The organism is Luteimicrobium xylanilyticum, assembly GCF_009429125.1.
GTDB classification, from domain to species: domain Bacteria; phylum Actinomycetota; class Actinomycetes; order Actinomycetales; family Cellulomonadaceae; genus Luteimicrobium; species Luteimicrobium xylanilyticum.
The window spans coordinates 1,181,197-1,207,924 of record NZ_CP045529.1 but is presented as its reverse complement, the minus strand read 5'-3'; the positions used below and the strand labels follow the sequence as shown (position 1 = coordinate 1,207,924).

Genomic DNA, 26,728 nt, shown 5'->3' with positions numbered 1-26,728 from the left:
CGGGCGTCAGGCGCCCACGACCTCGATCGTGTTGGCCCACGGGTCCTCGAACCGCAGGGCCGCGCCGTCGTGGCGGCTGGCGATCCCGGCGTGCCGGAGCCGGTCCGCGAGCGCCGTGACGGCGTCGTCGGACGGGAGCCGGACGGCCACGGTGCCCAGGCCGAGCGTGGACGCGCGCGGCCCGGCGCCGCGCGACTGCCACGTGTTGGCGGCGAGGTGGTGGTGGTACCCGCCTGCGGAGACGAACAGCGCCCCGGGGACGCGTGCGGTCTCCTCGAAACCCAGCGTCCCGACGTAGAAGCCGCGGGCGGCGTCGACATCGCCGACCTTGAGGTGCACGTGTCCCACGGCAGCACCGGCGGCGGCGGACGCCCGAGCACCGGCGACGGACTCGGCATCACGCGGGAGGTGGCGGGCGAGGAACTCGTTCGGGTCGAGGTAGAGCGTGTCCATCCGGACCTCACGACGGCCGTCGGCCTGCTGGTCCCAGGACCACCGGTCGCGAGGGCGGTCGTGGTAGAGCTCGACGCCGTTGCCCTCGGGGTCGGTGAAGTAGAACGCCTCGGAGACGAGGTGGTCGGCCGAGCCGATGAACGTGCCGGGAGCGGTCCGCGCGGCGGAGGCGAGAGCGTGCGCGAGCGCCGGGGCGTCGTCGAACAGGACGGCCGTGTGGAACAGACCGGCCTCGCCGCGGCGGGCGAGGGGCAGCTCGGGCTCGCGGCGCAGCACGACGACGGGCACGCCGCCGCGTCCGAGGACGACGGTCTCGCGCCGGGCTGCGCCGGTGCCGCCCGCTCCCAGCGCCTCGGGCGAAGCGAGCTCGTCGGGGACGGCGCCGTCGTCGAGCACGTCGAGGGACAGCGCGTCGCGGTAGTAGCGGGTCATGAGGTCGAGGTCTCGGACGAGCAGCGTGACCGCGGCCATGGACGTGGCAGCGGGCAGCAGGTCGGCCGGGGTGGGCGTGGCAGGCACGGTTCCTCCAGGAGGTTAGTTGTCTCTACAACCTTCTGTGCGGTTCCCGCATTCCCGGGCGGCGCCGTGCGACGATCCGCGCATGGACCCTCGTGAGCCCACGGCGCCCCGTCGCCGCGTGAGCATCCCGATCGTCGTCGCCCTCGCCGTGCTGGCGGCGGTGATCGCGGTGCCCGTGCTCGTCGCAGCCGCGCTCCGCCCGGTGGACGGCGACCGGCTCGCGCGCCGCCTCGCGGACCGCGTGGTCGTGGGCATCGCCGACGGCGTCGCGACCGACGGCCGGGCGGCCGACGCCGAACGGCTCGCGCAGGAGGCCACGACCGCGCCTCGCCTTCCCGACGACGTCCCCGATGCGACCTACGAGGTCACGCCGCTCGCGTGGTCCGGGCGGACCGACGACGCCGACGGGGCGCGCGTCGACCTCACGGTCGCCGTGGACGTGCCCGGCACGTCGGCCGCAGCGGTCTTCGGAAAGAGCCGGTCCGCGGGCTCGACCCGTGCGTGCTGACGGCTCGCCGTGCGCGCCGGCCAGGACGTCGCGGACCATCAGCGGATCGGCTGCCCGGACGGGACACCCACGGCCACGCCGTCCCCCACGCCGCTGCCGACCTTCCCCGCCGCCGCGGAGGCGGACGTGCGGGCGGCCCTCGAGACGCTGCCGGCCGAGGCGAGCGGGCCGGCCGCGCAGCAGGTGCTCGCCGCGCGGTTCCCGCCGCCCGTGACGGTGCGCGTCGAGCGGTCGGGCGACGAGCTCGTCGCGGCGGTCGGCCTGGCGGCGACGCGGGACTGCGTCGTCGGGGTGCGGGCGGACGACGGCGTCGTCCGGACGTTCACCGGATTCGACCGGGCGCTCCTCGCGCCGGGCGAGGTGGGCTGCGCCCCGAGCCTGTACCTGGCGCCCGTCACGACCCACTGAGGACGGCGTCGGAGAAGCCCCCGACGAGGTCCGCCGATGGTGACGTCGTCGCCTCGGCCTCGTGACGCGCGACGCCGGTCGCCGAGACGGGCGGATCTGTTCTTCCGCCCGGGCTCTGAAGAACGGATTCCCCCGTCTCGGCGCGTTCGCACCGCGACACCGAACGCGCGCTCAGGCCGACGGCGACACCCACGGGCGCGGCGGCAGCGCGGCGGGCAGCGCCTCGACGCCCGGCGAGCACAGCGACGACCGCTCGCCGAAGAACCGGAGCACCGCCGTCCCCAGGAGCGCGGCGACGAGCGAGCCCGCGAGGATCCCCACCTTCGCCTCAGCCTTCGTGGCCTCGTCCGTGAACGCGATGTCCGTCACGAACAGCGAGATCGTGAAGCCGATCCCGCACAGGATCGCCCCGCCCAGCAGGTGCCCGTAACGCACCCGGCCCGGCAGCACCCCGACCCCGGTGCGCAGCGCCACGAACGACGCCCCGAACACACCCACGAGGTTCCCCGCGACGAGGGCGATCGCGATGCCGACCGCCACCCGCGAGTGCACGGCGTTCTGGAGCGCCTCGAAGTCGAGCCGCACACCCGCGTTGGCGAGCGCGAAGATCGGGACGATGACGAAGCCGGACCACGGGTGCAGGACGCGCTGCAGCCGCTCGTTGACGGGGACCGCGGCGCGCCCCGCGAGCTCGGCCTGGTGCTCGCGCTCCGCCGTCGACTCCAGCTCGAACAGACGCACGAACCGCGCGACGTCCTGCACCTGGCGGCGGCGCGGGGCCGCCGTCGGGACCAGCAGGCCGAGGACGACGCCCGCGAGCGTCGGCTCGACGCCCGACGCGTGCACCGCGAACCACAGCGCGATCCCCGCCGCGACGTACGGGAGGAGCTGCCACACGCCGAGCCACCGCATGACCAGCACGACGACGGCGATGGCCGCCGCGACGAGCAGCGGCACCACGTGCACCGACGGCGTGTAGACGAGCGCCATCACCGTGATCGCGCCGATGTCGTCGACGACCGCCAGCGTCAGCAGGAACAGGCGGAGCTGGTCCGGGCAGCGCGGGCCGAACAGGGCGAGGATCCCGATGAGGAACGCGGTGTCCGTCGACATCACGGCACCCCAGCCGTGCACGTCGCCCGAGCCGTGCGTGAAAGCGACGTACACCAGCGCGGGGACCGCGAGGCCCGCGAGCGCCCCGAGCGCCGGCACCGCGACCGTCCTGCGGTCGCGCAGCTCGCCCGTCGAGACCTCGCGCGCGATCTCGAGCGCGATGACCAGGAAGAACACGACCATGAGGCCGTCGTTGACCCACTCGCCGACCGTGAGGTCGAGACGCGCGTCTCCGATGTGCGCCCCGGCCTCGGTGGACCAGAACGACCGGTAGCCCGACGGCCACACGTTCGCCCAGACGAGGGCCGCGACGGTCGCGGCGAGCAGGAGCGCCGCGCCGCCCGCCTCGGTCGCCAGGAAGCGGCGCAGGCTCGGCGCGACGGGCCGGATCTGCACGCGCAGCGGCGGCCCCGGCCGGGGCGGGGTGAGCGAGAGCGCGAGCGGCTCGGACATGCGGTGCGTACCTCCGGGACTTGTCAGAACGTGGCGGGGGCAGGGTGCGGTGAGCGTCTGACAGGCCGCGAGCGCCCGCTCAGCGCGCGACGGCCTTGGTGAGCTTGAGCGCCTCGACGGCCGCGCGCAGCCGGTCCCGCGTGACCCGGCCCTCGAACCGCACGCCGTTGACGAACAGCGTCGGGGTCCCGGCCACCTGGTGCGCGAGCCCGTCCGCGTAGTCGGCCTCGACCACGTCCCCGAACTCCTGGGCGGACTCCCCGACGACGCACGCGTCACCCACCCCGACCTCGCGCGCGACGGCGACGAGGCCGGCGTCGGACAGGTCGTCCTGGTGGGCGAACAGGGCGTCGTGCATCTCCCAGAACCTGCCCTGGGAGCCCGCCGCCTCGGATGCCAGCGCCGCCGTGAGCGCGTACGGGTGGACCTCGAAGAGCGGGAAGTGGCGCCACACGAGCCGGACGTGCCCGTTCGACGACGCGACGAGCTCGTCGAGGACGGGCGCGGCGTCGAGGCAGTACGGACACTGGAAGTCCCCGAACTCGACGATCGTGACGGGGGCGTCGGGGTTGCCCCGGACGTGCGGCGAGGCGGGGACGAGAGCGTCGCGGTGACCCATGCGCCCATCTTCCGCCCTCACGCGCCCCGCGCACACCCGTGTTCGCCCACGGCGCGTGCCCACGATCCGGCCGCGGGCACGCGTGGTACGGACAGGTGGGTACCCTCGGACCCGTGATGTCGAACGACGTAGAACGCGGACATGCCCGGGACGAGATGCCCGAACCGCTGCGCGCGGACGTCCGGCTGCTGGGCGAGATGCTCGGCACCGTGCTCCGGGAGTGGGGCGGCCAGGACCTCCTGGACGACGTCGAGCGCCTCCGTGCGCTGACCATCCAGGCAGCGTCGGAGAACGGCACGTCGACCTCGATCGAGGAGGCCGAGGAGCTCATCGCGACCTTCTCGCCGCAGCGCGCCGAGGACGTGGCGAAGGCGTTCACCGCCTACTTCCACCTCGTGAACCTCGCGGAGGAGAACCACCGCGTGCGGGTGCTGCGCCAGCGCGAGGCGGGACTGTCCCCGACGGAGGCCCGCGCCGAGGACTCGCTCCCGGCCGCGTACGCCCAGCTCGTGAGCGAGGTCGGTCCCGGGGAGGCGGCCCGTCGCCTCAAGGCGCTCGAGTTCCGCCCCGTCCTCACGGCCCACCCCACCGAGGCCCGACGACGCGCGGTCGCCGCCTGCATCCGTCGCATCACCGTGCTCATGGAGCGGCGCGAGCTCGAGCAGCTCGGCGGGGTCGCGCTCGCCGACAACACGCGCCGCCTGCTGTCCGAGGTCGACGAGCTGTGGCGCACCGCGCCGCTCCGCACGAGCAAGCCGTCGCCGCTCGACGAGGTGCGGACCGCGATGGGCGTGTTCGACCAGACCCTCTTCACCGCGTTCCCGCAGGTGTACCGCCGCCTCGACGGCTGGGTGAACGGCGACCGCGCGGGCGCCGAGGCGCCTGCCGTCGAGCCGTTCGTCAAGCTCGGGTCGTGGATCGGCGCCGACCGCGACGGCAACCCCAACGTCACCGCGGACATCACGCGCGAGGCCGCGGCGATCGCGAACGAGCACGTCCTGCACGCGTATCAGAACGTCGCGGTGCGCATCGGGCGCGCGACCACGGTCGACGCCGAGACGACGCCGCCGTCGGACGCGCTCGTCGCCCAGCTCGCCGGCTTCCGCGAGCTCGACCCGGCCATGGCCGACGAGGTCGAGGCCCGCTCCCCCGACGAGCCCCACCGCCAGGCGATCCTCGTGGTCGCGCGGCGCCTCGCCGCGACGCTCGCCGACGAGGCCCCGCTCGCCTACTCCACCGCGGACGAGCTGCTCGCCGAGCTCGTCACCGTGCAGGAGTCGCTCGTGGCCGCGGGCGCGAACCGGGTGGCGTACGGCGACCTGCAGGACTTCGTCTGGCAGGTCCGCACGTTCGGCTTCCACCTCGCGGAGCTCGAGGTGCGCCAGCACTCGCAGGTGCACCGCGAGACGCTCGCCGAGATCGAGCAGGTCCTGGCCGACGGCGGCCGCACCCCCGAGGGCGGCGTCGACGAGTCGCTCCTGAGCGACCGCAGCCGCGAGGTGCTGTCCGTCTTCCGCGCGATCGTGGACGTCCAGGCGCGGTACGGCCTGATGGCCAGCCGCCGCTACATCGTGTCGTTCACGCAGAGCTCCGAGGACCTCGCGAACGTGTACACGCTCGCGGAGCACGCCGTCGGACCGGACGGCACGCCCCCCGTGATCGACGTGATCCCGCTGTTCGAGACGTTCGCGGACCTCGAGGCGAGCCCGCGCATCCTCGGCGAGATCATCGGCGACCCGCGCGTCGAGAGGCGCCTCGCGCAGACGGACCGCCGCATGGAGGTCATGCTCGCGTACTCGGACTCGTCGAAGGACGTCGGCCCGGTCTCCGCGACCCTCGAGCTGTACACCGCGCAGAGCCGGATCGTGGCGTGGGCCGAGGAGAACCACATCGAGCTCACGCTGTTCCACGGCCGTGGCGGCGCCGTCGGGCGTGGCGGCGGCCCCGCGAACCGCGCCGTCCTGGCCCAGCCCCCGGGCTCGGTCGAGGGCCGGTTCAAGCTCACCGAGCAGGGCGAGGTCATCGCGGCCCGCTACGGGAACCCGGTGATCGCGGTCCGGCACATCGAGCAGGTCGCCGCGGCGACCCTGCTGCACGACGCGCCGTCGATCGAGCAGCGCAACGCGAGCGCGGCGGAGCGGTTCGCGGACCTCGCGCGGGATCTCGACACGGTGTCCCGGGCCCGGTTCTTCGAGCTCGTGAAGTCCGACGGCTTCCCGCAGTGGTTCGCGCACGTCACACCCCAGGAGGAGGTCGGGCTCCTGCCGCTCGGCTCCCGCCCCGCCAAGCGCGGCCTCTCGGTCAACTCGCTCGACGACCTCCGCGCCATCCCGTGGGTGTTCGCGTGGACGCAGGCCCGCATCAACCTCACCGCGTGGTTCGGCCTCGGCAGCGCGCTCGCGGGCGTCGGCGACCTGGAGCTCCTGCGCACCGCGTACCGCGAGTGGCCGCTGTTCGCGACGATGATCGACAACATCGAGATGTCGCTCGCGAAGACGGACACGCGGATCGCGCGCCGCTACCTGGCGCTGGGCGACAGGCAGGATCTGGCCGACCTGGTCATGCAAGAGCTCGAGCTCACCAAGGAGTGGGTCCTCAAGGTCACCGACAAGGACCGCGTGCTCGCGAACCTGCGCGTGCTCGGGCGTGCCGTCCAGCTCCGCAGCCCGTACGTCGACGCGCTCTCGCTGCTCCAGCTCCGGGCGCTGCGCGCCCTGCGGGCCGGCGACCTGCCGCAGGACGAGGTCGCGGCCCAGCAGCGGCTGCTCCTCCTCACGCTGAACGGCGTGGCCGCGGGCGTCCAGAACACCGGCTGACCGGGCGACCGGGGCGCCCGCCCCGAGCCGACCGACGACGGCGCCGCACTCCCGCGAAGGGGTGCGGCGCCGTCGTCGTCCCCTCACGAAGTAGTACGGCCGCCGTACTACCTCGCGAGGTATACCGGCGGCCGTACTACCTCGCGGGGTGGGCGATCAGACCAGCTCGACCTGACGTTCGTCGCCGTCCTCGAACGCGATGTGCTCGACGGGCAGCGCGCCTCCGTCGACGAGGGCTCGCCACCACTCGATGTTCACGGCGTCGCGCCGGTACGCGGACCCCGGCACCTGGCTCATCCGGTCGGCGTGCGACGCGATCGCGGTCCGGTACTCCTGGGCGGGCGCGTGCGGCGCCTCGAGCCCGGCGAGCACGCGCCGCCAGTGCCGCCGACCGAGCCGGAACCGTGCGTGCCGGTGGAGCGCGCTGAACACGTTGAGCGTCCCGAACAGCGGCCCGGGTCCGGGGTGGCTGAGGAACCGCGCCTCGGGCTCGACCTGGGCCTCCACCCGGTCGGGGTCGACGACGAGCCCGGCGTCCCCCGCCTCGTCGAGCATCCAGCGCAGCGCGACGTCGGACAGCCCCCGGTGCGCGGACCCTCCCCCGACCTCGCTGTGCGAGCCGGGGAACCAGACCTGCTTGACGCGCCCCGGCGGCTCGTCGACGGGAACCTCCCACAGGCTGGGCTCGAACTTGATCCGCCGGTCGTCGATCGACAGCGCCTGCCGCGCGCACCGCACCGACGGCGACAGCGTCACGTCGTGGAACTTCGCCTTGCGCAGGAACGGCAGCGGCACGCCGAGCGCGCCCACGGTGTCGAAGACGCCGAGGAACGTGATGGGCGTGCTGTCGTAGCAGCTCGCGGCCTTGAACGCGACACGCCGCGCCTTGCCGTCCGGCCCGTAGTCGCGGTACGCCTGCTCGGCCTTCGCGAGCCCGTCGCGCAGCAGCGACTCGGGCCGCAGCAGCCCGACGGACGCGATCATCCCCGCGACCGACCGCGCCGTGTACGCGCCGCGCGAGAACCCGAACACGAAGATCTCGTCGCCCGGGTCGTAGTTCATGGCGACGACGCGGTAGCCCTCGACGACGTTCGTCGTGATCCCGTAGCCCCACGCCCCGCCGAGGATCTTGTCCGCGAGATAGCCCCGGGCGCCAACCCCGCCGATGTAGAAGACCATCTGCTGCACGCCGTCGACGGGCTTGTCCGTGCGGATCGACCGCGCGATCTTCTCGATGTTGGACACGCTCGGGTTCACCGGCGAGCCCCACGTGCCGTCGCAGCACACCACGAGCCGTTTCATCGCGTCCTCCTCGACCCGACCGCCCCATCCACGATGGTGCCTCGTCGGGACGGAGGGCGGGAGGGCGCACCGTGATACGCCCTCGTCGCTCAGCCGACGACGACGTCCTCCCGGCTCTCCCCCGGCGTCACCTCGAGCGTCGCGTGCGCGGGGGTCCGGGTGCCGGTCTCCTCGGGGGCGACACCGGCGGACACCGCGTACCGTCCGGCGAAGCCGCGCACCACGACCGCGCCGTCGTCGTCGGTGCGCACCGTCGTCGGGGGCACCCACCACTGCCCGCGGACGAGGCCGCGGAGCGCGTCGTAGGCGGGCTTCGGCGTGCCGTCGCGACGCACCAACCCGGACGGCGCGCCGAGCCACGCCGTCGCGTCGGTCATCCCCCAGTAGGTGAGGGACTCGACCGCCGGGTGGGCGAAGGCCGTCTCGTAGTGGGCCACGACCTCCTCGGCCTGACGTGCCTCGCCCTCGGGCGTGGAGGGCCAGTCGTCGACCTGGTAGTCGTTGAGGTCGACGATCTCGGGCGGCATGAGCGCACCGGACACGAGCGACGTCTCGGTGAGCTGCAGCGGGAGCCCGAAGCGCGCGAACCGGTCGAGGATGTCCTGGATCGCGTCGGCGCCGCGGAAGCCCTGGTGCATGTGGGTCTGCAGCCCGAGCGCGTCGATCCGGACACCCGCCTCGAGGCAGTCCTCGACGAGGCGCTCGTAGTCGGCCGACAGGTCGAAGTCGTTGAGGACGAGCCGCGCGTCGGGGTTCGCGTCGCGAGCGGTGTCGAACGCGAGCTCCACCATCCCGACGCGGCCGCGGCGCTGCGCGAGCCGTGTGACCGCGTTGTCCTCCTGGGTGAAGGCCGGGAGGATCACGACCTCGTTGATGGCGTCCCACAGGTCGACGAGCCCCGCGAACCGCGTGACGTCACGCGTGATCCGGCGGCGGATCGCGTCCTCGACCTCGGCGTCGGGCCGGCCGAGCAGCCACCGCGGCGCGAGCGTGTGCCAGACGAGCGGGTGGCCCTTGACGGTCACCCCGCGCTCGACGAACCAGCGTGCCGCGCGCAGCATCCGGTCGGTGTCGGGCTCGCCCTCGACGGGCTCGAACCGCGCCCAGTAGAAGGGCAGGGTCGCGGTGTCGAAGAGCCCGAGCCACTGGGCGACGACGGTCGCGGCGGCGCTCTCGTCCGCCGGACCGGCGGCGTCGAGTTCGCCGCCCACGCCCGCGAGGTGCATGAGGTCGGCACCCGTGCAGCCGAAGCCGAACGCGTGCGCCTCCTGCGCGACGGTCACGAGCTCGCCCGGGCGGGGACGCCCCTCCGGGTCGAGGACGCGTACGCGCGTCGTCCCGACCCGGTGGGCGAACCGTGCGTCGGACGCGCCCTCGGCCTCGACCGACGTCACCGGACCTCCGCCGTCGTCCAGCGGGGCGAGCTCACGTCGATGCGGTGCACGTCGCCCACGAGGCGGGTGCGCGCCTGCACGTCGCGCTCGGCGCTCGTGCCGACCCACACGTCGAGCTCGCCGGGCTCGACGACCCGTTCGAGGTCGCGGCCCGCGAAGGCGAGCCGGGTCGTCGGGACGCGCAGCTCGACGACCGCCGACTCGCCCGCCTCCAGGTGCACGCGCCGGTACCCGAGGAGCTGGGCGACCGGTCGCGTCACGGAGGCGACGAGGTCGCGCCCGTAGAGCTGCACGACGTCGTCACCGGCCCGGTCGCCCGTGTTGGTGACGCGGACGCGTACGTCGAGGACGCCGTCGGTGGGCGTCTCGGCGTCGACCTCGAGGTCGGTGCGGGCGAACGTCGTGTACGACAGGCCGAACCCGAACGGGGCGGCCGACGTGGTCGCCAGGTTGCTGACCTCGTCGCCCTCGCCCAGGGCCGGGTGCAGGTACGAGTACGGCTGGGCACCGGCGGACCGCGGCAGGCTCACGGGCATCCGGCCGGACGGGTTGACGTCGCCCGTGAGCACGCGTGCGACGGCGGCGCCGCCCTCCTCCCCGGGGAAGAACGTCTGCACGACGGCGGCGCAGCGCTCGAGCGCCCAGCCCACCGCGTACGGGCGCCCGGTCAGCAGCACGAGGACGACGGGCGTCCCCGTGGCGAGGACCTCCTCGACGAGCGCCCGCTGGACCCCTGGGAGCTCGAGGTCGTCGGTGTCGCAGCCCTCGCCCGACGTGCCGCGGCCGAACAGCCCGGCCTGGTCGCCGACGACGAGGACCGCCACCTCGGCGTCGCGCGCGGCCGCGACGGCCTCCGCGAACCCCGAGCGGTCGTCGTCGTCGACCCGGCAGCCCGCGGCGACGACGAGCTCAGTCCCGCCGAGCCGGTCGCGCAGCGCCTCGAGGACCGTGGGCGCCGCGATGAGCGGGTCCGTCCCGGGGTGCTGCGGCAGCACGTGGTTGACGAACGAGTAGCAGCCGAACAGCGCCTCGGCGCGGTCGGCGTTGGGCCCGACGACGGCGACGCGCGTCGGCACGGTCCGTCCTGGACCGGTCAGCGGGAGGACGCCGTCGTTCGCGAGCAGGACGACGGACTCCTCGGCGAGGCGCAGCGCGAGCGCGCGGTGCTCGGGCGGGTCGAGGTCGATGGGCGCCGCGCCGTCCGAGCCGTCGAGGGCCCCGGCGAACGCGTCGTCGAGCAGCCCCAGCTCCTCCTTCTGCCGCAGCACCCGCAGGACGGCGACGTCGACGAGCTCGGCGGGGACCCGGCCGGCGCGCACCTGCGCGGCGAGCGGCCCGACGTACGCGTCCCCGGTCGGGAGCTCGACGTCGACGCCCGCCTCGAGCGCGAGCCGCGCCGCGTCCCCGAGCGAGTCGGCGACGTGGTGCAGGTGGTGCAGGAACGCCACGCCGTAGTAGTCGGCGACGACCGTGCCGTCGAAGCCCCACCGGTCACGGAGGAGCTCCGTGAGCAGGCTGCGGTCGGAGGCCACGGGCACGCCGTCGATCTCGGTGTAGGCCTGCATGACGGACCGGACGCCGCCGTCGAGCACCGCCATCTCGAAGGGCGGCAGGAGCACGTCGGCGAGCTCGCGCGGGCCGACGTGCACGGGCGCGAAGTTGCGGCCCGACTGCGAGGCGGAGTAGCCGACGAAGTGCTTGAGCGTCGCGTGCACGCCCGCCGACTGGAGTCCGCGGACGTAGGACGTGCCGACCGTGCCGACGAGGTACGGGTCCTCGGCGATGCACTCCTCGACGCGGCCCCAGCGGGGGTCGCGGACGACGTCGAGCACGGGGGCGAGGCCCTGGTGGATCCCCAGCCGGCGCATCGAGTCGCCGATCGCGGCGCCCATCTCCTCGACGAGCTCAGGGTCGAACGAGGCCCCCCACGCGACCGGCGTCGGGAAGGTGGTGGCGCCCCACGCGGAGAGCCCCGTGAGGCACTCCTCGTGGACGATCGCCGGGATCCCGAGCCGCGTGTGACGCACGAGCCGGCGCTGGAAGGACCGCAGCCACGCGGCGCGCTCTCCCGCGTCGACGGGGCGGGTGCCGTAGGCCCGCGTGAGGTGGCCGAGCCCGTCGCGTGCGAAGTCGTCGAGGCCGGTCGGCGCGTCGAACTCGCCCTGCAGCGGCGCGACCGCCTCGCCGTCCTCCTTCTCCCAGAAGCCCACGATCTGGGCGAGCTTCTCCTCGAGGGTCATGTGCGCGAGCAGGTCGTGCACGCGCCCCGCGTGCTGGGTGGTGGTGCCGCTCATCCCTTCACCGCCCCCTGCAGGCCACCGACGATGCGGCGCTCGAAGAGCGAGAAGAACACGAGGGCAGGGATCATCGACAGCGACGTGAACGCGAGGACCTTGGCGGTGTCCTGCGAGTACTGGGACGAGAACGCCTGCACGCCGAGCGGCAGGGTGTACTTGCCCTGGTCGTTGAGGATGAACAGCGGAAGGATGTAGCTGTTCCAGCTCGCGACGAACGCCAGGATGCCGGTGGTGAGGACACCCGGGAGCGACAGGCGCAGGACCATCCGGAAGAAGAAGCCGAGCCGGCCGCACCCGTCGAGCCACGCCGCCTCCTCGATCTCCTCCGGGATGGCCCGCAGGAACGGCACGAGGATGATGATCGTCGTCGGCAGGGCGAACGCGATCTGCGGCAGGATGACGCCCGCCAGGTTGTTGATGAGGCCGATGTTCTTGATCAGGATGTACAGCGGCGTGATCGCCACGGTGATCGGGAACATGAGCCCCGCCGCGAACAACGAGTACATCGCGCCGCGGCCGCGGAAGCGGTACCGGGCGAGCACGTAGCTCGCCATCACACCGAGCACCACGACGCCCACGGTGGTCACGAGCGCCACGAGGGTCGAGTTGCCGAGCTGCTGCCAGAACACCGAGCTCGTGAGCACCTCGGTGTAGTTGGAGATGACCCAGGGGGACGGCAGGCCCGAGGGGCTCTCGGTGATCTGCGAGTTCGTACGGAAGCCGCCGAACACGATGTACGCGACGGGCGCGAGCGTGACCGCGACGAGCACGAGGGCGATGAAGTACGTCGTCGGGCTGCCCCAGGCGACCTTCTTGTTCTTGCGGACGGGGGCCTCGGGCGCGTCCGGGTAGGCGAGGGGCGGGGCCGTGGTGGCAGCCATCACTTGCTCCTTCCGGTCAGGGCGCCTTCGGTGTCGCGACGGAGCACGAACCGCTGGTAGACGAGCGCGACGATCAGCGAGATGAGGAAGAGCACGACGGCGACCGCGGAGCCGTAGCCGAAGCTTCCGGCGTTGCGGCCGTACTGGACCATGTAGGTGGCCATCGTCGAGACGCCCGCGGTGCCGGCCACGTACTGGCCCCAGATGATGTAGACGAGGTCGAAGAGCTGCAGCGAGCCGATGATCGACAGGAACGCCCAGATCCGGATCGTCGGGCCGAGGAGCGGGAGCGTGATGCGCCGCTGCGTCTGCCAGTAGCTGGCGCCGTCGAGCGAGGCCGCCTCGTAGAGCTCCTCGGGGATGTTCTGCAGGCCCGCCATGAAGAGGATCACGGCGAAACCGATGTACTTCCAGGTGAGGATCGCCATCAGCGACCACAGCGCGATGTCCGGGTTGGACAGCCACTCCGCCTGGAAGTGCCCCAGGCCGATCTTCTGCAGGAGGTCGTTGACGGCGCCGTCGGTCTGGAGCATGAGGCTCCAGCCGGTGCCCGCGATGACCTCGGAGACGACCCACGGCACGAAGATCAGCACGCGGATGATGGAGCGGCCGCGGATCTTGCGGTTGAGCAGGAGCGCCAGCAGGATCCCGACCGGCCCCTGGATGATCAGGGACAGCACGAGGATGAAGCCGTTGTGCAGGAGCGCCGAGTGGAACTCGGGGTCCGTGAGGATGATGACGTAGTTGTGGAGGCCGACGAAGTCGGTGGGGGCACCGAAGCCCTTCCACTTGTAGAAGCCGTAGTAGGCGGCGAGGACGACCGGCAGGATCACGAAGCCCACGAACACGACGATCGCCGGGCCGGACAGCACCGTGATCTCGAGTCGCTGCCGCCAGCCGATACCTCGGCGGCGGGGCGCCGGGGACGGCGCGCGGCGCGCGCCGTCCCCGGTGGAGGAGTGATCCGCGGTCGGAGCCGGCAGGTTCTCGACCGAAGATTCGCTCATGGTCTCGTCGTCATCCCTTCGCAGCGGCCGAGTTCACGGTCGAGATGATGTCGGCGACGGAGCCCTTGCCCGCGAGCAGGTTCACCACCGCGGTGTTGAGTGCGTTGCCGACGTTCGCCCCGTAGAGCGTGTCGAGCCACAGGGAGACGTAGGGCGCCTCGTTGTAGGCCGCGATGGCCGACTTGAGGTACGGCTCCGTGACGACGGACTGCGCGTCCTTGTTCACGGGCGGCGCGTCGAAGGCCTTGTAGAACTGCTCCTGCGTGTCCTTGGTGACCAGGAAGTTCAGCACGTCGGCGCAGGCCTGCTTGGGCGCCTTGGCCGAGCACGAGAAGCCGTCGACGCCGCCCATGATCGCCTTGGGGTCGCCCTGCCCGCCGTTGACCGCAGGGAAGGCGTAGAAGCCGAGGTCGGGTAGCGGCTTCTGGTTCGACGTCAGGGACGCGACGACGCCGGGCTCCCACGCGCCCATGAGCTCCTGGGCGGCCTTGTGGTTCGCGAGCAGGCCGGCCGAGCTACCGGCACCCTGCTGGGCGGACGTCGTCAGGAAGCCGTTGTTGAACGGCTTGGTGTCGGCGAAGGACTTGAGGTCGTCGCCCGCCTTCGTCCAGCACGGGTCGTCGAACTTGAGGTCCTTCGCGGTGGAGTTCAGCGTGTCCTCGGAGCACTCGCGCAGCGCGAACCAGTAGTACCAGTGCGCGGCGGGCCAGGCGTCCTTGCCGCCGAGCGCGACCGGGGCGACGTTGCCGAGGCTCTTGAGCTTCGTGACGTCCTGGTTCAGCTCGTCGATCGTCGTCGGGGTGCTGCTGATCCCGGCCTTCTTGAAGATGTCCTCGCTGTACCACATGCCGCCCGGCGTGACCGTGTAGGGCATGGCGTAGGTCTTGCCGTCGATCTGCTCGGACTTGAGCACGCCGTCGCCGATGGCCTGCTTGGTGTCGTCGGTGATCAGGTCGCTCAGGTCCATGACCTGGCCGGCGTCGACCATGTCGCCCATCTTGCCGCCACCGCGCTGGTAGAAGATGTCGGGCGCGGACCCGGAGTTGATGGCCGTCTGGAGCTTGCCGTCGTAGTTCTCGTTCTGGATGTTCTGGATCTTGAGCGTGATGTCCGGGTACTTCGCGTGCACGTCCTTGGCGAACTGGGCGAAGTAGGCGGTGCCGGGACCGGTCGACGCGTTGGTCCACATCGTGAGGGTGACGGGTCCCGACTTGGTCGAGTCGCCGTCGCCGCTGCCGCTGTCGCCGCCCGAGCAGGCGGTCATCGCGAGCGCTGCGCTCGCACCGAGGGCGATCAGGGCCGCACCACGGAACTTTCTGGTCATCGTTGAGCCTTTCGTCGTCGTCGACGGGTCGAACTGGTGGGTGACGCCAGCGAGTCTGGCGCGTGGACCGTCGTCGTGTCAACCGTTATCGATAACGTTTTAGTGACGACAGCGATGCCACCTATGATCAGGGGTGTGAACCTCGCCCCCCGGGTCAAGATGGCCGACGTCGCCCGCGAGGCCGGCGTCTCCGTGGCCACGGTCTCCAAGGTCGTCAACGGCCGATACGGCGTCGCGCAGGAGACCCTCGACAGGGTCCAGGGCGTGATCGAACGGCTCGGCTACGAGGCGAGCCTCGGCGCGCAGAGCCTGCGCTCGCGCCGTACCCACGTGCTCGGCATCCTCGTCGCCGAGTTCGAGCCCTTCTCGACCGAGCTCCTCAAGGGCGCATCCGAGGCCATCGCTGGCACCGGCTACGAGCTGCTCGCCTACTCCGGCGGGAGCCGCGGCGCGGACGTCGGCTGGGAACGACGCCACCTGTCCCGGCTGTCCGGGACGCTCATCGACGGCGCCGTCCTCGTCACGCCGACCGTCGTCGACACCAACCACGGCGTCCCGGTCGTCGCGGTCGACCCGCACACCGGGCCGTCCGGTCTGCCCACGATCGACTCCGACAACTACGCCGGCGCCGTCGCCGCCACCCGCTACCTGCTCGACCTCGGGCACTCGCGGATCGGCTTCCTCGCCGGGCGTGGCGGCCTCGAGTCCGCCCGGCTGCGTGAGGCCGGGTTCCGGCAGGCCATGGCCGACGCTGGCCGCGAGGTCGACCCCAGCCTCGTGCGGGTCGGCTCGTACGTGCCCTCGGCGGCGACCGGACCGGCGCGCGACCTCCTCAGCCGCCCCGACCGCCCGACCGCCATCTTCGCGTCGAACGACCTCTCGGCGCTCGCGACCATCGACGTCGCGCACGAGCTCGGTCTCCGTGTCCCCGAGGACGTCTCGATCATCGGCTTCGACAACGTCCCCGAGTCCGCGCTGTCGACGCCTCCGCTGACCACCATCAGCCAGCCCCTGCACCGGATGGGCGCCGAGGCGCTGCGCCTGCTCGTCGACGTGATCGACGGCGTCGAGCGCGACGTGCACGTCCGCCTCCCCACCGAGCTCGTCGAGCGGGCGAGCTGCCGGCGGATCGGCGCACCCGTCGCCTGAGCGAGCGCTACGACCCGCCTGACGACGGCCCACCGGCCTCCGGGCCGCGGTCGACGTCCACGCGGACCACCTCGCCCGGCGTGGCGTCGCCGCACAGCCAGGCGACGAGGCCGTCGACGCCCGCGCGCGGCCCCGTGGCCGTGACCACGACGGTCCCGTCCGCGAGGTTCTCGGCCGAGCCCCGCAGTCCCAGGCGGGACAGCTCACGCCCCACCGACCAACGGAACCCCACCCCCTGGACACGGCCGTGCACGACGGCGCGCAGCCGCTCGGCGCGCGACGTCGCCTCGCCCGTCATGCGTGCACGCGCGCGTGCTCGCCGGTCGCCTGCGCGAGGCCGTGCTCCGCGTCCCCGAGCAGCCGGGACGCGAGCCGCCGCAGGGCGCGGCCCACCGCGAGCTCGTCGCCCACGAGCGGCAGGTCCGGGTCCTCCGGCGCGCGGCGCGCCTGCCCGACGGACCGGAGCTCGTCGAGCCCCGCGCCCAGGTCCTCGCCAGGGGCGACGAGCAGCGCCTGCGCGTGCGTGTGGCCCCCGTGCTCGAACACGTCCACCTGGACCCGCCACGTCGTGTGCGGCACCGCCTGGGCGCCGTCGTCCGCGGACGCCTCCACTGCGGCTGCTGCCGCGGCTCGCGCGCCGTCGTCGTGCTCGAGCACCGTGTCCGGCCCCGGGAACACGACGCTGCGCTCCCCCGTGTCCGCCCACTCGACGACGAACGGCGGCGACCCGTCCAGATGGCGCAGCTCGACCACGCGGCCCTCGCGCGCGGCGGTCCCGACCGTCCCCGACACCGTGATGACGCGATCCCCGACCGAAGCCTTCATCGCCTCTCACCTCCGTCTTCCCATCATGCGCACGGCATGGTGCCCGGCGCGACGCCGAGATCGAGGCAGGTCGGACGGTGGCGACCCCAGGCAAGGCGAAAGGCCCCCGACCGTTTCCGGTCGAGGGCCTTTCTCTGGTGGCGGGGGCGGGATTTGAACCCGCGACCTCTGGGTTATGAGCCCAGCGAGCTACCGAGCTGCTCCACCCCGCGTCGACTCCGTAACCATACGTGAAGACCGGGGGCGGGACCAAATCGGCCCGCCCCCGGTCTTCGTGTCGCCCGTGGTGAGGGGCTCGTCAGCCGCCGGACCCGGACGTCGTCGTCGGCGAGGAGGTGGGCGACGTCGTCGGCGTCGACCCCGCGCTGTCCAGCTTCTCGGACGCGGCGGTCGCATCCTCGAGCGCGCTCTGCAGCCTCTTCTGCGCGTCGCCATAGGCCGCGAAGTCACCCTTCGCAAGGGCCGACTGGCCGTCCTTGATCGCCTGGTTCGCCTTCTGCAGCGCCGCGTCGAGCTGGGCCTGCGCCGTCGAACCTGCCTCCGAGCCGCCGGAGCCCTCGGAGCCGCCGGACTGACCGGAGCTCTCCCCCGACCCCCCGGTGCCCTGGTTGCTGTCGTCCGCGTCGGCGCCGGAGCTGCCCTTGAAGACCTGGTTGAGGGCCTCGTCGAGCGTGTCGGCGAACCCGACCTGGTCACCGAACCCGACGAGCACCTTGCGGAGCAGCGGGAACGACGTGTCGCCGGTCGACTTGAGGTACATCGGCTGGACGTAGAGGAGTCCCCCACCGACGGGCAAGGTCAGCAGGTTGCCCTGCAGCACCTGCGCGTTCGACCGCTGGAACTGGCCGACCTGCTCCGACACGGACGCGTTGGTGTTGAAGTTGTTCTGGACCTGGCCGGGTCCGGGCACGGTCGCGTTGCGTGGGAGCTCCAACAGCCTGAGCTTGCCGTACCCGGACGCGACCTTGCCGGCCTGGTCGCCCGCGTCCGCGTCGACCGCCAGGAACCCGGTGAGGATCTGTCTGTCTGTGTTGCCACCCGGGACGAACGCCGAGGTCAGCGAGAACGACGGCGACTTCTGGTCCGGCATCTGCAGGGTCAGGTAGTACGGCGGCTGGTACGGCGCCGTCGTGCCGGAGCTCGTGCTGACGGTCGGGTCCTTGGGCACGCTCCAGAAGTCCTGGCCGAGGAAGAACCGCGAGGCGTCGTCGACGTGGTAGCGCGTGAGGAGCGTGCGCTGCACCTTGAAGAGGTCCTCCGGGTAGCGCACGTGGCTCATCAGCTGGCCCGACATCTCGGACATCGGCTCGACCGTGCTCGGGAACACGGACTCCCACGCCCTGAGGACCGGGTCCTTCGCGTCGAACGCGTAGAGCGTCACCTTGCCGGTGTAAGCGTCGACGGTCGCCTTCACCGAGTTGCGGATGTAGTTGACCTCCTGCGGCGCGAGCTGGGCGATCGCTCTCGAGCGCTGGGTGAGGGCGTCGGCGGTCGCCGAGTCGAGCGCGGTGCCCGTGGAGTACGGGTAGCCGTCCGACGTCGTGTACCCGTCGACCATCCACACCACCCGGCCGTTGACGACCGCCGGGTAGACCCGGCCGTCGAGCGTGAGGTACGGGGCGACCTTCTGGACGCGCTCGCGGGGGTCCCGGTCGTAGAGGATCTGGGAGTCCGAGGTGACACGGCTCGAGAAGAGCAGCTGCTCGTCGCCGAACTTGATCGCGTACGCGACCTTGGCGGCGAAGCTGCCGATCGAGGGTCCACCGTCCCCGGTGTACGTGTAGTTGACCTGGCCGTCGGCCGAGTCGTCCGGGTAGTCGAGCTCCCACGGCTGCGTGCCCTTCGGCGCGCCGACGACCGAGTACCCGGGCAGGTTCTGCCCGAAGTAGATGCGCGGCTCGTACTTCCCGAGAGAGCCGACGGACGGGATGTCGCGCTCGAAGAACGCGGGCTGTCCGTCCGAGGTCGTCGTGTTGCCGTAGGCGGCGACCACCCCGTAGCCGTGCGTGTAGACGGTGTGCTCGTTGGTCCAGTTCCGCTGGTCGGCACCGAGGCCGGCAAGGTTCAGCTCACGCGCGGCGATCACCGTGTCCTGGCTCTTGCCGTCGATCGTGTACTTGTCGACGGCGAGCGTGTCGGGGAAGTCGTAGTACTGCTTGTTCTGCTGAAGCTGACGGAACGACGGGCTGACGATCTGCGGGTCCAGGAGGCGGATCTGCGCGGTCGTCTGCGAGTCCTTCTTGAGCGCGCCCTTCTGTGCGGTCGTCGTCGCGCTGTACGACTGGTCGTCGACGTCGTCCAGCCCGAAGGCCGTCTTGGTGGCGTCGATGTTCCGCTGGATGTACGGCGACTCCTTGGCCTGCTCGTTCGGGTTCACCGTGAAGCGCTGGACCACGGCCGGGTAGATGCCCCCGATCGCGATGGCGGCCACGACCATGAGCCCGACGCCGATCACCGGCAGACGCCAGTCCCCCCGGAACGCCGTGACGACGAAGATGGCCGCCACGAGCACCGCGATGCCGGCCAGGATGAGCTTCGACGGGAGCACCGCGTTGACGTCCGTGTACCCGGCGCCCGCGAAGTCCGTCCCGTTCTTGGTCAGCAGGGAGTAGCGGTCGAGCCAGTAGTTCGCGGCCATCGAGAGAAGGAGCAGCGCGGCCGTGAGCGAGAGCTGGACCCGTGCCGCACGGGTCGTGGCGAGACGCCCGCCCGCGCTCGCGCCGACCCGGATCCCGCCGTACAGGTAGTGCGTGACGATGGCGACGAGCCCCGACACGATGATCACGGCGACGCAGAACCCGACGACGAAGTGCCAGAAGGGCAACGAGAACACGTAGAAGCCGAGGTCGAGGTGGAACTGCGGGTCCTTCGTCCCGAAGGACTGCGCGTGCAGCGCGAGCTGCACCTTCTTCCATGCCCCCGCGGCGGACGCGCCCGCGAACAGGCCGAGAAGGATCGGCAGGCCGATCGTGACGAGCCGGCGCAGCGGCTCGATGGCCTCGCGGTACTGGTCGAGCGTGGCCTGCTCGGGCGTGCTCGGCGCGTACAAGGGCCGGTTCCGGTACGCGACCGCGATCGACGCGTAGACCGCACCTCCCATGAGGAGGAAACCGATCAGGAACAGCACGAGCCGGGTGCTCCACTCGGTGAGGAGCACGCGCCCGAACCCGAGCTGGTTGAACCACAGCACCTCGGTGCCGAGCTGCGAGGCCACCACGACGACCACGACGACCGCCACGAGGACGAGCAGCGTGATCAGGAGGGGGCTGCGCCGTCGAGGGCGTGCACCGGGCGCGGGCCGACGCGGTTGGGAGGGGGACGAGGCGAAGGACAAGGCGACCTCTTCGGGTGGCTGGGACGCGGGGTCTCGTGCGGCTGCCCCCAGGCTCCCACAGACGGACGGATCGGGTCGGGACGACCGGTCACCGGGCTCCGCTGCGGGACGGGGGCGTCGCGCCCGTCAGGGTCCCTGGCAGGTGGGCAGGCCGGACGCCGTGCCGTGCTGGATCGAGAGGAGGTCCTCGCGGGCCTCGTGCAGCGTCCCGACGGCGACGACGTGCATGCCGTCGGGCACGTAGCCGACGACCTCGTCGCAGTTCGTCTTGGGGGCGAGGAACCAGGTCGCGCCGTCGCGCCGGGCCCCGACCATCTTCTGGCGGATGCCGCCGATCGCGCCGACGGTCCCGTCGACGTCGATGGTCCCGGTGCCGGCGACCGTCTTGCCCTTGGCGAGGTCGTCGGGGGTCAGCTTGTCGACGATGCCCAGCGAGAACATCAGCCCCGCGCTCGGTCCGCCGACGTTGGCGAGGTTGATCGTGACGTCGACCGGGAAGTCGAACTTCGGGTCGATGTAGACGCCGAGCTGGGCGTTGCCGTCGCTGCCACGGCTCGTCGTGATCGTGAGGTCCTTGCTCGCGCCGTCGCGCTTCACGCCGAGGGTCACGTCGTCGCCGGGCGTGACGTCGTCGAGCGCCTTGAGGAGGCCCGTGTAGGTGGCCACGGACTTGCCGTCGAAGGTCGTGACGACGTCGCCCTTCTCGACCACACCGTCGGCACCCGACTTCGGCACCGCGCCGATGATCGTCAGCGTCGCGGGGACCTCGTAGCCGACCTCCGTGAGTGCGGCCACCGTGGCCTGCTCCTGCGAGGAGACCATCTGCTGGTGGGACTCCTCCTGCTCCTGCTCCTGCGTCGTCCCGGGCGGGAAGACGAGGTCGCGGGGAAGGATCACGGTGTCCTTGCGGAACCAGCCCTCGACCGCCTGGTCGAGGGTCACCGCGTAGCCCGGGCCGCCCGCCTCGAGCACGGTCACGAGCCGCAGCTCGCCCGTGGTCGGGTAGGTCTTCGCGCCCGAGATCTGCAGGACCGGCTTGCCGCCGGACTCGCCGAGCGTGTCGAACGTCGGTCCCGGGCTGTTCACGACGAACGGCGCCGGCAGGAACACGAGCACCGCCAGCAGCAGGACCGTGATCAGACCCGCCCAGGACAGCGTCCGGGTGCGCGGCGTGACGACGGGGCCGGTCTCGGGCGACGGCATGCTGCCGCTCCCCTGCGGGCTCACCGGTCCGGACACGGAGGACATCCTGTCGGATCAACCTGGGAGGACGCGAACCGGCAGGCCGCCGCGCGCGTCATCGGTGCCCGTGCCCACGGGCCTGGCGCCATACCGCCGCCGTGCCGAGGAGCGCGACGGCGGCCCCCGCTGCCCCCAGTGCGGCGGCGTCCCGCGCGCCGACGCGCCGCCCGGCGAGCGTGAGACCCGACCGCAGGCCCTCGACCAGCGCCGCCACACCGCGCGCCGACGACCACGCCGGGCGCCAGCCCGCCGCCACGAGGCGCGCCGGGTCGACGGTCCACGGGTAGACGGCGAACGCGAGCTCGTCGGGCGGGGCCGGGACCGCCCCGACCCGGTGCAGGTTCTCCGCGAGCGCGAACGCGGTCGACGCCGGCAGGGTGAGGAGCCGCTTGCCGGCGAGCTCCGCGGCCTCCGCGGACGTGAGCGCGTCGGGCGTGCCGTCGTCGTGCACCGGGCCGACCGTGAGCACGCCGGTCAGCCCCTCGGTGACCGTCGTGCGGATCGCCGAGACGAGGTCGTCGACGTGCAGGAGCTGCCAGCCGCGCGCGGCATCGCGGACCACGAGGAGGCGTGGAGCCTCGAAGTGCCGGGTCACGAGGGTGTCGACGCCGGGGCCCACCAGGGCCGCGCACCGCAGGGTGGTCGACCGCGGCTCTCCCGGTGCGACCGACAGCTCCGCGTCGAAGGCACGCTCGAACGCTGCGATGCGCCCGACGACGCCGGGCGAGGTCGACGCGACCTCGTCCCGCGGCTCGTCGTCGCCGATCACGGGTCGGCCGGGCGACGCTCCGCACACCATGGCCGAGCTCACGACGACGCCGTGCACGTCGTGCGCGACGACGGCGCGGGCGGCCCGGCGGGCCTGCTCGACGAGCCGCTCGCGGCGGTTGCGCTCGGTGGTCTCGAGCGCGAAGTCGGCGGTGTGCCCGACGGCGACGAGGACGCCGACGTCCCGGAGCAGGTCCGTGGGGTCGTCGGGGAGCTCGGGCACGTGGGTGGCACCGAGCCCGACGGCGACACGCTCGGCCAGACGGCCCTCCCCGGCCACGACCACGCGGCTGCGCTGAGAGCGAAGTCGGGCGTCAGGCACGGTCCACCACCACCCTCCCGGCCCCCACAGCGGCTACGGTGAACGAAGAACCGAGGCCGCCGACGTCGCGTCGTCGGCCTGCCCTGACGTCCAGATATGACCAAGGTAACACCGGGGTCAGGCGCAACCGCGGATCTTCCCAGGAGGACTCATGACCGACCTGCCCGACGACCCCGCGCGCGGCGGATCGCCCGACCGGTCCGGCTGGGAGGAGCTGCTGCGCTCCGTCTTCGGCGCCGACGCGGACGAGGCGATGCGTGAGCTGCGCGCCCACGGCTTCGACCCCGAGGCGCTCGGCGCCAACGGCGAGCTCGCCGCGAACCCGCAGCTCCTCGGGCCGATCCTCGAGCGCGTCCAGCGCATGCTCACCCAGCCGGGCGCGGGCCCGGTCAACACGGACCTCGCGCACGACGTCGCCCGCCAGGTCGCGGTCACCGGCGGGGATCCCGTGGTCACCGCGGGCGAGGCGCGCGCCGTCGTCGACGCGCTGACCGTGGCCGACCTGTGGCTCGACACCGCGACCGAGCTGCCGCCCGCTGGCGGCGCCCGGGCCGCGTGGAGCCGGTCGGAGTGGGTCGAGCGGACCCTGCCCGCGTGGAACGCGCTCGCCGCGCCCGTCGCCGCGTCGATGGCCGACGCGCTCTCCAGCATCCTCGCCGACCAGCTCGGCGAGGGCCCCGAGGGCGAGACGCCACTGCCTGGGCTGCCCGGCCGGAGCATCCCCGGGCTCCCCGCCGGCGCGCTCGGCGGCCTCGCCGGCCTCGACCCCGCGACGATGATGCGCTCGATGGGCAGCGCGATGTTCGGCATGCAGGTCGGGCAGGCCGCGGGCACGCTGTCACGCGAGGTGTTCGGCGCGACCGACATCGGTCTGCCGCTGCTCGCCGAGCCGTCGACCGTGCTGCTGCCCCGCAACGTCGCCGAGTTCGCGGAGGGGCTCGACGCCCCGCTCGAGGAGGTGCGCCTCTACCTCGCGCTGCGCGAGGCCGCGCACGCCCGCCTGTTCACGCACGTCCCGTGGCTCCGTGCGCACCTGCTCGGGCTCGTCGAGGCCTACGCACGGGGCATCACGATCGACCTGCAGGCGCTCGAGGAGAAGGTCGCCGACGTCGACATGTCCGACATGGACGCCCTGCGGGGCGCACTGTCGGGCGGCGGGGTCTTCGGGCCGCAGCACACGCCCGAGCAGACCGCCACCCTCGGCCGCCTCGAGACGACGCTCGCGCTCGTCGAGGGCTGGGTCGACGAGGTCACCGCGACCGCCGCGCTCCCCCAGCTCCCGCACGCCGTGCCGCTGCGCGAGATGCTCCGCCGCCGCCGGGCCGCGGGCGGGCCCGCCGAGCAGACGTTCGCGACGCTCGTCGGGCTCGAGCTGCGGCCACGCCGGTCGCGCGACGCCGCCGCGCTGTGGGCGCGCATCGGGGCGGACCAGGGCCCCGAGGGCCGGGACCACGTCTGGGACCACCCCGACCTGCTGCCCACCGCCGAGGACCTCGACGACCCGGCCGGCTACGCCGCACGCCGTACGGAGGCCGACGCGTCGTCGGCCGACCTCGACGCCGCGCTCGCGGAGATCCTGGGTGGTGAGACGCCCGATGACGGCGCGGATCCCGCGGCGTCCGACGACGACGGGTCGGAGGGCGAGCAGCCCAAGGGCTGAGCGTCCGGACGCTACGACGTCTTGCCGAAGGTGACGCCCTCGAGGTAGCCGCGCGCCCGCTCGGTGCGCGGGTACGCCTCGAGCAGCTCCCAGAACTCGGGGCCGTGCCCGGCGTGCAGCAGGTGGGCCAGCTCGTGCAGGAGCACGTAGTCGAGGACCCAGCCCGGCATCCCCTGGACACGGTCCGAGATGCGGATCGAGCCGTCGAGGAGGGTGCACGACCCCCACCGACGGCCCTGGTTCGACGACCACCGCACGCTCGACGGGTGAGCCCTGCCGTCGAGGTAGCGCTCGGAGAGCTCCGTCGCACGCTGGAGGAGCTGCTCGTCGGACGGACGACGCCGCTGCTCCTTCTCCTCGAGCCGGGCCAGCATCCGCTCGACCCACTCACGCTCCTGGGCGCGCGAGAAGCGCGCCGGGATAGCCACGATCGTGCGCTCGCCGTCGCGGTACGCGCTGACCGTGCTGACCCGTCGCCGGCTCCGCCGCACCTCGACCGTGCGCGTGACGTCGGTCACGTCCCGACCATAACCGTCCTTGACCTCGGACGAAAGGACCACGCCGGGCGCGTCGGTCGCGCAACCAGGCGCGACGCCGTCGGACCGCCGTGCCTGTGGACGACGGCCCGGACCCGGCGCCGACGTGCCACGGTGGGGGCCGAGCATTCCACGCCAGCCGTCCGGAGGTCACCATGACCGCACCTGCAGCCCGCACATCGACGACGCGCCTCGAACGGCTCCGGCTGCGACCCGGCCTCGAGGTGCTGTGGCGGTCGACGGGCGAGCTGCAGCTCGGATCCGACCCGCGCACCGCCGTCCGTCTGGACGGTCTCGCGCCGCACGAGACCCGCTGGCTCTCGACCACGGGCGACAAGCCGCTCCTCGTCTCCGCCGCGCGGGCGGGGGTCGACGCCGGGCGGGCCCGCGACCTCGTGGCGCTCCTCGACCGGGCGGGCGTCACGGTCGGGCAGCGCCGCTCCGCGCCCGTCACCGCCCCGGGCGTGGGAGCGGGCGACGTCCCCGCCCTCGGCGCGGTCCACGTCGGCGACGGGCTCGACGTTCTGGAGCGTCGCGCCCGGCGCACCGTGCTGGTGTCCGGCACCGGCCGGACCGGCGCCGCGCTCGCGCGGACCCTCGCGACCGCGGGCGTCGGTGCGCTGCTCCTGCAGGACGCGCGGCCGGTCCTGGCCAGCGACACCGGCGTGGGAGGGTTCGTGCTCGCAGACGTCGGTGAACGTCGGGACGAGTCCCTCGCAGCGCACCTCGCGGCCTGCTCGCCCGCCACCGTCGTCCGCACCGGCACGGCGGCGACATCGCGCGAACCGGACCTCGTCGTCCTCGTCGGCCACCGCGCGCACGACGTCGCACGAGCCACGCGGCTCGTCGGGGCAGGGACCGACCACCTGGCCGTCGTGCTGGAAGAGGCGGGCGCCGTCGTCGGGCCGCTCGTGGTGCCCGGGCGCACCCCGTGCCTGCGGTGCGTCGACCTGCACCGACGGGACGCCGACTCGCGCTGGCCCACCATGGCCGTCCAGCTCCGCCAGCGCTACGAGGGCGCGGCCGCACCCGAGGAGACGGTCACCGCAGCCACGGCCGCCGCCCTCGCCGCCGGACAGGTGCTCGCCCACCTCGACGGGGTCCCCGTGACGACGCTGTCCGCGACCCTCGAGATCGGGCTGCCCGCCGCAGTGCCCCGGGTACGACCGTGGCACCCGCATCCACGATGCGGGTGCCACGGTGTGGATCTACCTGTCGATCCGTGATCTCGATCCGAGATGCTCAGGCCGCCTCGGCGGGCCGCACCTTGCGCGGCCGGCCACGGCCTCGCTTGGTCGCGACGACCACACCGTCCACGAAGACCTGACCGCCCCACACACCCCACGGCTCGTGGCGCTCGACCGCACCCGCGAGGCAGCCCTCCATGAGGGGGCAGTCGTGGCACAGAGCCTTGGCCCGCTCGACGTCGGCCTGGCGCTCGGCGAACCAGAGCTCGGCGTCGTTCGTACGGCAGGGCAGGATCTCGGCGAGGATGCGGTCGAACTCGGCGGCGGTGCTACCGACGCCCTCGTTCGCGAGGAGGGGGGCGAGGGTGTCGGGGGCGGGGTTCCACGGTCCGGAACCGCCCTGCGGGATCGAGTCGAGCAGCGTCGTGAGCCGCACGATGTCCTCCAGTTTCGTCCTGTCGTTGCTTGTGGTGATTGCTTCGACGGGAATCCGGAGGGCCTTGGTACGACGCCGGTGGCGCCGGTCCAATGAACAAGGCCGCGGATCCCTGTCGGGGCTCCGCGGCCTGGAGGCTGTTCGGTCGGTTCGACCTACAGAGGGATCCAGGGTG

22 protein-coding genes and 1 tRNA gene are annotated in these 26,728 nt (G+C 72.8%); 6 read left to right on the top strand and 17 right to left on the bottom strand.

What is annotated here, in order from left to right; translation table 11 throughout:
• Positions 1-6: 6 nt before the first annotated feature.
• Positions 7-924: a VOC family protein gene (locus KDY119_RS05130; RefSeq protein WP_051136773.1), complete on the bottom strand. Its 918-nt coding sequence runs from the start codon at positions 922-924 to the stop codon at positions 7-9.
• A gap of 130 nt (positions 925-1,054) precedes the next feature.
• Between KDY119_RS05130 and KDY119_RS05125 the strand changes: the two genes are divergently transcribed.
• Positions 1,055-1,480, top strand: a complete 426-nt coding sequence (locus KDY119_RS05125; protein WP_036952155.1) for a hypothetical protein — start codon at positions 1,055-1,057, stop codon at positions 1,478-1,480.
• Between the two features lie 9 nt (positions 1,481-1,489).
• A complete protein-coding gene (locus tag KDY119_RS05120) occupies positions 1,490-1,888 on the top strand; it encodes a hypothetical protein (protein WP_153022024.1) in 399 nt (132 codons plus the stop codon).
• Between the two features lie 171 nt (positions 1,889-2,059).
• Here the strand turns inward: KDY119_RS05120 and nhaA are convergent, their stop codons facing one another.
• Both nhaA and KDY119_RS05110 read right to left on the bottom strand, forming a co-directional pair.
• The gene (gene nhaA, locus KDY119_RS05115) at positions 2,060-3,454 is read right to left on the bottom strand and encodes a Na+/H+ antiporter NhaA (protein WP_036952160.1); all 1,395 of its coding nucleotides are present in this window, start codon (positions 3,452-3,454) and stop codon (positions 2,060-2,062) included.
• Between the two features lie 79 nt (positions 3,455-3,533).
• Positions 3,534-4,073 (bottom strand): DsbA family protein, encoded by a 540-nt coding sequence (locus KDY119_RS05110; protein ID WP_036952162.1) that lies wholly within the window; start codon positions 4,071-4,073, stop codon positions 3,534-3,536.
• Positions 4,074-4,189: 116 nt separating this feature from the next.
• Between KDY119_RS05110 and KDY119_RS05105 the strand changes: the two genes are divergently transcribed.
• Positions 4,190-6,889 (top strand): phosphoenolpyruvate carboxylase, encoded by a 2,700-nt coding sequence (locus KDY119_RS05105; protein WP_227994617.1) that lies wholly within the window; start codon positions 4,190-4,192, stop codon positions 6,887-6,889.
• Positions 6,890-7,045: 156 nt separating this feature from the next.
• On the opposite strand, the gene KDY119_RS05100 is transcribed toward KDY119_RS05105, so the two are convergent.
• From KDY119_RS05100 to KDY119_RS05075, 6 genes are all read right to left on the bottom strand, one after another.
• Positions 7,046-8,191, bottom strand: coding sequence for a DUF2235 domain-containing protein (locus KDY119_RS05100; protein WP_051136718.1), 1,146 nt, complete (start codon positions 8,189-8,191; stop codon positions 7,046-7,048).
• Positions 8,192-8,280: 89 nt separating this feature from the next.
• Positions 8,281-9,585, bottom strand: coding sequence for an endo-1,4-beta-xylanase (locus KDY119_RS05095; RefSeq protein ID WP_051136719.1), 1,305 nt, complete (start codon positions 9,583-9,585; stop codon positions 8,281-8,283).
• On the bottom strand, positions 9,582-11,879 hold the full coding sequence (locus KDY119_RS05090; protein WP_153022023.1) for a beta-xylosidase/alpha-l-arabinosidase: 2,298 nt from the start codon (positions 11,877-11,879) through the stop codon (positions 9,582-9,584). Before KDY119_RS05090 ends, KDY119_RS05095 begins: the two co-directional genes overlap by 4 nt.
• Positions 11,876-12,763, bottom strand: a complete 888-nt coding sequence (locus KDY119_RS05085; protein ID WP_036952166.1) for a carbohydrate ABC transporter permease — start codon at positions 12,761-12,763, stop codon at positions 11,876-11,878. The genes KDY119_RS05090 and KDY119_RS05085 overlap by 4 nt, the downstream gene beginning before the upstream one ends.
• The gene (locus KDY119_RS05080) at positions 12,763-13,770 is read right to left on the bottom strand and encodes a carbohydrate ABC transporter permease (RefSeq protein ID WP_036952168.1); all 1,008 of its coding nucleotides are present in this window, start codon (positions 13,768-13,770) and stop codon (positions 12,763-12,765) included. Before KDY119_RS05080 ends, KDY119_RS05085 begins: the two co-directional genes overlap by 1 nt.
• Positions 13,771-13,780: 10 nt before the next feature.
• Positions 13,781-15,094, bottom strand: a complete 1,314-nt coding sequence (locus tag KDY119_RS05075; protein WP_036952170.1) for an ABC transporter substrate-binding protein — start codon at positions 15,092-15,094, stop codon at positions 13,781-13,783.
• Between the two features lie 159 nt (positions 15,095-15,253).
• Here KDY119_RS05075 and KDY119_RS05070 point away from each other — a divergent pair, with 159 nt between their 5' ends.
• The gene (locus KDY119_RS05070) at positions 15,254-16,243 is read left to right on the top strand and encodes a LacI family DNA-binding transcriptional regulator (protein WP_083890999.1); all 990 of its coding nucleotides are present in this window, start codon (positions 15,254-15,256) and stop codon (positions 16,241-16,243) included.
• A 7-nt stretch (positions 16,244-16,250) separates the two neighbouring features.
• Here the strand turns inward: KDY119_RS05070 and KDY119_RS05065 are convergent, their stop codons facing one another.
• From KDY119_RS05065 to KDY119_RS05040, 6 genes are all read right to left on the bottom strand, one after another.
• Complete coding sequence (locus tag KDY119_RS05065; RefSeq protein ID WP_036952174.1) at positions 16,251-16,541, bottom strand: acylphosphatase; 291 nt, start codon at positions 16,539-16,541, stop codon at positions 16,251-16,253.
• Complete coding sequence (locus KDY119_RS05060) at positions 16,538-17,068, bottom strand: dsRBD fold-containing protein (RefSeq protein ID WP_153022022.1); 531 nt, start codon at positions 17,066-17,068, stop codon at positions 16,538-16,540. Before KDY119_RS05060 ends, KDY119_RS05065 begins: the two co-directional genes overlap by 4 nt.
• Positions 17,069-17,203: 135 nt before the next feature.
• Positions 17,204-17,280 (bottom strand) — tRNA-Met (locus KDY119_RS05055).
• Between the two features lie 86 nt (positions 17,281-17,366).
• Entirely contained in the window at positions 17,367-20,402 is a 3,036-nt protein-coding gene (locus tag KDY119_RS05050; protein ID WP_036952180.1) for a UPF0182 family membrane protein, read from the bottom strand.
• Between the two features lie 126 nt (positions 20,403-20,528).
• Positions 20,529-21,641 carry a YlbL family protein gene (locus KDY119_RS05045; RefSeq protein WP_227994527.1) on the bottom strand — a complete coding sequence of 371 codons (1,113 nt, stop codon included), beginning with the start codon at positions 21,639-21,641 and terminating at the stop codon, positions 20,529-20,531.
• Positions 21,642-21,699: 58 nt separating this feature from the next.
• The gene (locus KDY119_RS05040; protein ID WP_153022021.1) at positions 21,700-22,734 is read right to left on the bottom strand and encodes a Rossmann-fold NAD(P)-binding domain-containing protein; all 1,035 of its coding nucleotides are present in this window, start codon (positions 22,732-22,734) and stop codon (positions 21,700-21,702) included.
• A gap of 151 nt (positions 22,735-22,885) precedes the next feature.
• Between KDY119_RS05040 and KDY119_RS05035 the strand changes: the two genes are divergently transcribed.
• Positions 22,886-24,394: a zinc-dependent metalloprotease gene (locus KDY119_RS05035; RefSeq protein WP_036952182.1), complete on the top strand. Its 1,509-nt coding sequence runs from the start codon at positions 22,886-22,888 to the stop codon at positions 24,392-24,394.
• A gap of 11 nt (positions 24,395-24,405) precedes the next feature.
• Here the strand turns inward: KDY119_RS05035 and KDY119_RS05030 are convergent, their stop codons facing one another.
• Positions 24,406-24,912: a SprT-like domain-containing protein gene (locus KDY119_RS05030; RefSeq protein WP_036952184.1), complete on the bottom strand. Its 507-nt coding sequence runs from the start codon at positions 24,910-24,912 to the stop codon at positions 24,406-24,408.
• A 173-nt stretch (positions 24,913-25,085) separates the two neighbouring features.
• Between KDY119_RS05030 and KDY119_RS05025 the strand changes: the two genes are divergently transcribed.
• Positions 25,086-26,156: a ThiF family adenylyltransferase gene (locus KDY119_RS05025; RefSeq protein WP_153022020.1), complete on the top strand. Its 1,071-nt coding sequence runs from the start codon at positions 25,086-25,088 to the stop codon at positions 26,154-26,156.
• Positions 26,157-26,172: 16 nt separating this feature from the next.
• On the opposite strand, the gene KDY119_RS05020 is transcribed toward KDY119_RS05025, so the two are convergent.
• Positions 26,173-26,553: a WhiB family transcriptional regulator gene (locus KDY119_RS05020; protein ID WP_036952189.1), complete on the bottom strand. Its 381-nt coding sequence runs from the start codon at positions 26,551-26,553 to the stop codon at positions 26,173-26,175.
• Between the last annotated feature and the right edge of the window lie 175 nt (positions 26,554-26,728).